The 6652-nt window shown below is 38.9% G+C and carries 6 protein-coding genes; all 6 read right to left on the minus strand.

The window, feature by feature from the left end:
* Positions 1 to 1977, minus strand: a 1977-nt coding sequence (locus VB740_RS28300; protein WP_323203172.1) for a hypothetical protein, incomplete at its 3' end; no start/stop codon positions are given.
* A gap of 23 nt (positions 1978 to 2000) precedes the next feature.
* Entirely contained in the window at positions 2001 to 2525 is a 525-nt protein-coding gene (locus VB740_RS28305) for a phage tail protein (protein ID WP_323203173.1), read from the minus strand.
* A complete protein-coding gene (locus VB740_RS28310) occupies positions 2525 to 2764 on the minus strand; it encodes a hypothetical protein (RefSeq protein WP_323203174.1) in 240 nt (79 codons plus the stop codon). The genes VB740_RS28305 and VB740_RS28310 overlap by 1 nt, the downstream gene beginning before the upstream one ends.
* A 142-nt stretch (positions 2765 to 2906) precedes the next feature.
* On the minus strand, positions 2907 to 3968 hold the full coding sequence (rsgA, locus tag VB740_RS28315) for a ribosome small subunit-dependent GTPase A (RefSeq protein WP_323203175.1): 1062 nt from the start codon (positions 3966 to 3968) through the stop codon (positions 2907 to 2909).
* Positions 3969 to 4253: 285 nt separating this feature from the next.
* Positions 4254 to 5348 carry a T3SS effector HopA1 family protein gene (locus tag VB740_RS28320; protein ID WP_323203176.1) on the minus strand — a complete coding sequence of 365 codons (1095 nt, stop codon included), beginning with the start codon at positions 5346 to 5348 and terminating at the stop codon, positions 4254 to 4256.
* 26 nt (positions 5349 to 5374) lie between these two features.
* Positions 5375 to 6556, minus strand: a complete 1182-nt coding sequence (locus tag VB740_RS28325) for a phosphotransferase family protein (RefSeq protein ID WP_323203177.1) — start codon at positions 6554 to 6556, stop codon at positions 5375 to 5377.
* Positions 6557 to 6652 lie beyond the last annotated feature (96 nt).

A 6652-nucleotide genomic window follows, 5' to 3' on the forward strand; every position in this document is an offset into this window, starting at 1 on the left:
AGATATCCCAGTTTCACTAATTTCAGGTGATGTGGCTGAAAGTGGTGCGTAGACATCTAGCAGCTTGTCATTAGATATCCCAGTTTCACCAATTTCAGGTGATGTGGCGCTAAATACTGGTGTTTCAGCAATCTCAGGCGATGTTTTAGGAAGTGGTGCATAGACATCTAGCGGCTTGTCGTTAGATATCCCAGTTTCACTAATTTCAGGTGATGTAGCTGAAAGTGGTGCGTAGACATCTAGCAGGTTGTCATTAGATATCCTAGTTTCACCAATTTCAGGTAATGCCAAAATGGGCTGATTTTCTGTAGACTCGTTGGTAGTATTCTCAACATTGCTATTACTGTTATGCTCCAGTGAAGTCACATTTGCTGAGACATCTGAAACATTAACCGCCATAGTAGATTGTGACTCTGAATTGACTAACTGTTCATTATTATTAGAGTTTGTCAACAAACTAGGCATGTCTTCAATATCAGCGGGTGTAGGTGTTAACTGAACAGGCGCACTAGCTGGAGACTCACTTGTAACACTAGAGTCAACTTCTTGTTGTACTCTAATAGTTTTTTTTGTAATTGAAGACTCAGGATTGGGTACAGCAACATACGTTTTAGGCGTATACTTATGCGTTTCTATTGTATTTTCATTATTTGACAAAGAAGGAGTTGTATTATCAATATCAGGTGAGATAAGTTCTGATGATAAAGCTGTATTTTCTAGAGAATTATCAGCCACAGCATTATCTATGAAAAAGTCATTTGAGGTATTTTCTAATATTAAACTTGGTTCAAGGGATGTAATTGCCTCAGAATTGCTGTTTGTAGGTGATGATTCTTTCGAGAGCAATGGAGAATCTAAGCCTAGTGAAACGTTTTTTGGTTGGATTGAATTTGTTTTATTATCAGTATTTTTATTTTCACCTATAGAAGGAGATTGATATATTTTAATATTTTTTTCTGATGGCGTTAGGCTGATTGGCATATCTGAGATATCGGCTGATTCTGATGTTTCAGAGATTACTTTTTCTTCATTATTAGTAAAGCTTTTAGACGGTGGAAGTTTTTCTTTATTATTATGCAAAGGAAAATCTATAAACGAATCTTCCACTAATCTACTTATATCTTGTTTTAATTCAATATTTTCTTCAGATTGCAAAATGCTTTCTACAATAAACGACTCTGCACTAGGCAAACTAGATGGTAACTCAGATTTTAATTGCAGTTCATCGTTAGTCAAATTGCTGAATGAAGTCGATTTATCTTCAATAATCGGCGAAGTGTATTCCGTTATATCATTAACAAAATAAGGTTCAATTGTAGTGTTATCTGAAGTGATATCGAGTTGCGCTTTGGGTATTTCCGAATTAGCTTCAACAGACAGATGTTTATCTGATGCTAATAAGCCGTCTTCATTAAAATTAATAGGAATGTTGCTTTCATCAATAAATTGCTTAATATTGTTAGGTGCTGATAACTGAACTGTTTTTTTAGTATTAGATTTCGTTTTTGATTTTTTTTCTGCTGGCTGTTGAGATTTCTTATTTTTTTTTGATTTAGATTTGCTTTTAATATTTATTTGTGATAATGCATCATTACTAATATTTTTATCAATGCGAGTTGGCATTATTTCTGGAATAATGTTTTTTACTGATGCGCTACTATTAAGGTTATTCTTTTCTGGTGTATCTATGGAATTAAAAGAATCAACCTCAAGTAATGGAAACTCACTATTTATATCCTGACTATCCCAACTATCCCAACCTATTAATTGCTGGATCGACGATTCGTGTTCACGAGATAAAGAAAATTTCGAGGATGTGACTAATGGTGCTTTGTTGTGTATGGGACTGATAAAATTACTGCGTGAATGCAGAAAATGAGACTCTTGTCTAAATCCCATCTTATGAGAATTAGATAAAAATGATATTATCCCAAGAGGATGAACATTGTTTCCTAAGGTAGATTGAATAATTTGCATAGTTATATTTGAAAAATAGCCAATTAGCTAGAAACGAAATATCCTGTTTTTTGATTTCGTTGTACAGTAGTGCCTCCTCCTGTAGCTCTTGCAACTTGTACACCTTCATAAGCTAAAGTTAATTCTTCAATTGCAACTGCCTTCCCATCTGCTTCGAGCGAAGGTGTTTTCCAGGTTATGGGAATAGCGCCAATTAAAGTCCAACTCATCATCGTTTCACCAGCTTGATTGAAAATCAAAATGTTGACATTGCGTCGAGATGTTTTCTTGTTTTCATCAAAAACTGCATTCATCCAGTTCCAAAAACCTGGATGATCGGTAACTCCACGTTTAAGAGTTATGTCTGAAAATTCTGTATGACCTAAATAAATTCTTTGCTGATCGTTGACACCACCTTCCTGAAAAACATTTTTCTTAATTTGAATACTTAATCCTGAACATTCAGCGAAAGATGCAGCAATAGAACTGTCTATCTCTACGTAGAAACGATTAGTAGTGACATAATTTAATTCGTGAGTAATGTTGCCGTTATTAGCGCCTGTAGCCATCACAACCACCTTTGTGAATTATAATTACCTAGTCTTTCGCGCTGCGATCGCAGGTCTTCTAGCAAAAGTTTATACACGTGCTCTGTCAGTTGGTTCAAGAGCCGTGAGTCGTTGAGGTATTCACCCGCAGCAATAGCTGCTTTACTAGCATCAGATGTCGCCGAAATCCCGGCGTATCCAGCAGTACCGCCAACATCTCCATCGAACGTGAAAAAATTTTGTTGCTGATTTGAGTCCATAAATAAAAAAACTCTCCTACAATCCAGGCTAAAGGTACTGCATCATAATCAAAAGTAGCCAAAAGTCGAACTTAGTTTTTGCTAAAAAAGGACGGGTGCTATCCCCGTCCCACAAGAAAATCAGTTATTCATCCCAACATCATCAACGCTTATGATGATTTCGCATAGCTTTATTGATTTTCTTCCAACGTTCTTTCTCAGCTAATTGCGCTCGTTGGTCTTGTTTGCGGACAAGATAGTTGAGTTCTTTTTGCAATTTTTGATAGCTGAGAAATCTTGAATAATCAAGTTCTCCCTTAAGTAATGCTTCTTGCACTGCACAACCGGGTTCGTTGTTGTGTTGGCAATTACGAAAACGGCATTCTGCGGCTAAGGTTTCGATGTCTGCAAAGGTTCCTTGCAAGCTTTCATCACCTGCCCAAATTTGAATTTCTCGCATTCCTGGGGTATCGATAATTAAGCCGCCTGTCGGCAGTAATATTAATTCTCGATTTGTAGTCGTGTGTCTACCTCGGTCATCACCGCGACGCACTGATTGCACAGCTTGCACTGATGCACCTTTAAGTTGGTTGGTGATAGTAGATTTTCCCACACCAGAAGACCCCAACAAAGCAACTGTTTGTCCTGCTTGGAGGTAAGATTTCAAGGCATCCAATCCTTGATTAGTGGTGGCACTCAATACCAGAATTGGTACACCAATGGCAACGGCTTCGACTTCAGATATATACTCATCTAAAGAGTTGCACAAGTCGGCTTTATTTAAAACTATGACTGGATTTGCACCACTTTCCCAAGCCAAAATCAGATAGCGTTCAATTCTTCTGAGGCTAAAGTCGCTATCAAGTCCACAAACCAAGAATACCGTATCGACGTTAGCTGCAACAATTTGTTCTTCGGTTTTACTACCAGCGATTTTTCGGGAAAACTTGCTTTTTCTCGGCAAAATTCCGTGGATAGTAGCGCGTCCTTCTGACTCTCGCGCCTGAACGATCGCCCAGTCGCCAACGGCGGGAAAGTCTTGCGGTTGGGTAGCTTGATGTCGCAGTTTACCTGCAACTTCTGCTATTAGTTCTCCCTGTTCGCTATAGACGATGTAAGTATTTCTGTATTCAATAGCAACCCTACCAACATTAAAACCTTGTTGGCTATAAGGTGCAAAACTGTGAGTAAAAAAGTCACTCCAGCCTAAACAATCCAAATTCATTGATATTTCCTCGATGTGTGCTGCTTGCTATACACAAGGCGCACAGAGGCGGACACTTTTGTAGATGAATTTCTCTAGTGTCTATAAATTCGAGTATCATTCCTGTAAATGGAGGACTGAACGAAAATCTCTGCGCCTTGTTCTGGTTGAGTTTTTGAAGGGAACCCGGACGGCTAGCAATTCAGTCATCATTTTTCCTCCCTGATGTAGTACAAAAATAATTTACATTACTACATTATCTCATTTCGGCAAACCTGACAGCTGGCGGCGCGAAATCGGTTAGTTTCATAGATTTAACGGGGTGTAGATGTCTTCAGAGTTGGCATTGAGGTAGGCACGCTGCCAGTCAATCCCGAACATAGAGAAATGTTGGCGGATAAATGCCATCCGAGTTTCTGGAGATTCGTCCTCTTTTTGTCTAGCTGACAGCAAACCATTGGCAACAATTTGACAGCGATTCATCCCAAAACTTTCAGACTCAGCAAATTTGAAATCTGGTTCTTCTGCTAAAGCAATTCCAGGGGCAAGTAATTTTGTAAACAGGGGTACTTCTGTGCGAAAATACGATAGCATTTCTGCATAAAAACTTTTTAGCACTTGTCGAATTACTTCATAATTGCTTTTCTCAAAGTAGAGAACCCCACTGTCATAGCGTCCGTAATCAGAAGGGTTGTATAGGACTTTAAAGGCGAAAGGAATTCTGATTTGGTTTAATTGCCGTGTCAGGCTTTCCATGAGTGCGATCGCACCTTCAGGTGTCAAGTTAAAGTAAACTCTGACTGTCTGAGGATAAGTGTCTGGGCCGGCATCGCTAACAGCCATGTAAAACCCGTTTTGAACTAGATTACGAGGCATACGGATAGCCACTAAGCTACCTGCGATCGCTGATTGTTCGGTAGGCTTTAAATGGCGATCGCGCTCAATATGCAAAGTCAAACCATCCTTTCTCACGGCGAGACTACCATCACTTTCTTGCCGCAATACCTGCCAACCTGGGTCAAAGTAGCCTTCTCCGGTATTGCTTTTATGCAGGCGATCGTAAAACTCTAGGTCTACTCCTAGAAAAGTATTGTTCTCTAAATTCTGATGAAGTGCTAGACTTGCATCTTCTGCTAAGGCAGCTTGCATAGAGCCGTTGTAATAGATGCCGTAGAGAAAACTTTGCAGTTGTAGACTCAGATATTTATTCTGGAGATCCGAAGGTATTCGTTGAAAACGAGTTACTACCTCAGTAGAAATTTCAAAAGGTTTGTAAGCTGGATGGCTAATACAAAAATTCGACTGGATTTGAACATGATTGGCAATATCTTGAAGAGAATCCAGTACTCGATTTGGCGCAGAAGTTAACAGTTGACTTTGAAGAGAATCTAGTAATTGCATAATGGTTTAGGTGCAACTAAAAATACTTAAACGGGAGAACGGCTTAGGTGAGTGAGTTCAGATTCTGGCACTCCAAAAACAGTTAGGATTGATTGTTCAGGGCGACTCAACAAAGTTTTAGCAACCTGAAGCATACAGATACCTGTATTGCCAAAGGATTTTTGGTATTGAAGCATTGCCTGAATTTGTTGAATTAGGGCAAGACCAGAAAATTGCACGACTCGTTTCAAAAAATCAGGGCGATGCTCTAAAATTTCTGGAAAATTACCAAGATAAGCTTGAGTAAGAGCTGCAATAGAAGGCTGAACTACCTCAAGCGGTGTCATCGCTAGGCGTAAAGATTCTTCGATATTGATTGCTTTGCTAACAACCAAACTACCAAGCCAAAATTGTAGATAACTGGCAATGAGCATTCCTAAATCGAATGCAGGATCTCCCCAAGCGCCGCGTTCCCAATCTATCAATCGAATAATACTATGACTCGATTGCTCTGCTTGAGAAATAGTTTGCTCCCAATCGTTGTGCAAAAGAATGTTGTTCAGCTTTAGGTCATTGTGCGTTAGACAACAAGCCTCGAAAGCAGTGATGAGTTCTGCGATCGCTTGTCCAAGGCTATCGTATCGTTGATAGAGAGCAAAGAATTTAAAACCATCTGCGGGAATCAGACCAAAAACTTCAGGACTAATTCGTTCTAGTCCAAGATTAAAGTTAAAAGCTTGTTCACTAGATACATCCTCAGATTGCTGAGAAAAAAATTCTTGATATTTTTGACAGTTGAATGTAGCACGATGGATTGTAGCTAAAGCTACGCCGATTGAAGTTGCGATCGCGGGTGGGAAAATATTCTTCTTTGTATAGAAATCGGCTAGATCAAGATAGTCATTGAAGTAGTTAAAAATAATAACAGAATGCTCTGCATCAAAATGTAAAGCCTCTGAAAGCATTAACTGGATGTGACTAAGTTCAGGAGTTTCTTGAAAGAACTGATAAATTAGCCATTCACTCAAAAATTCACCCGCAGTTTTCCCTTCTCGATCGTGACGCTCCTGTTTTACTAGCAGTTGGCGATTATCTTGTAAGCTCACTAATAGATTAAAGTTCTTGGCATCTTTTAGCTCGACTTTGCTTAAAGCTTGCTCTTGTTGAAAAAATAACTTCTTGTTAATTAAGTACTCTAAAACGTTTTCAGAACTTAATACAAATGTCACAGCTAAAACTCCCTTTAAATGTAGTAAACAAGGCTTATTACATCTGACTTTTCCCGTTAAGTCTTGAAATGCTTGCTGGCAAAGGATTCAAGAAAC

This window comes from Nostoc sp. UHCC 0251, assembly GCF_034932245.1.
GTDB lineage: Bacteria > Cyanobacteriota > Cyanobacteriia > Cyanobacteriales > Nostocaceae > Nostoc.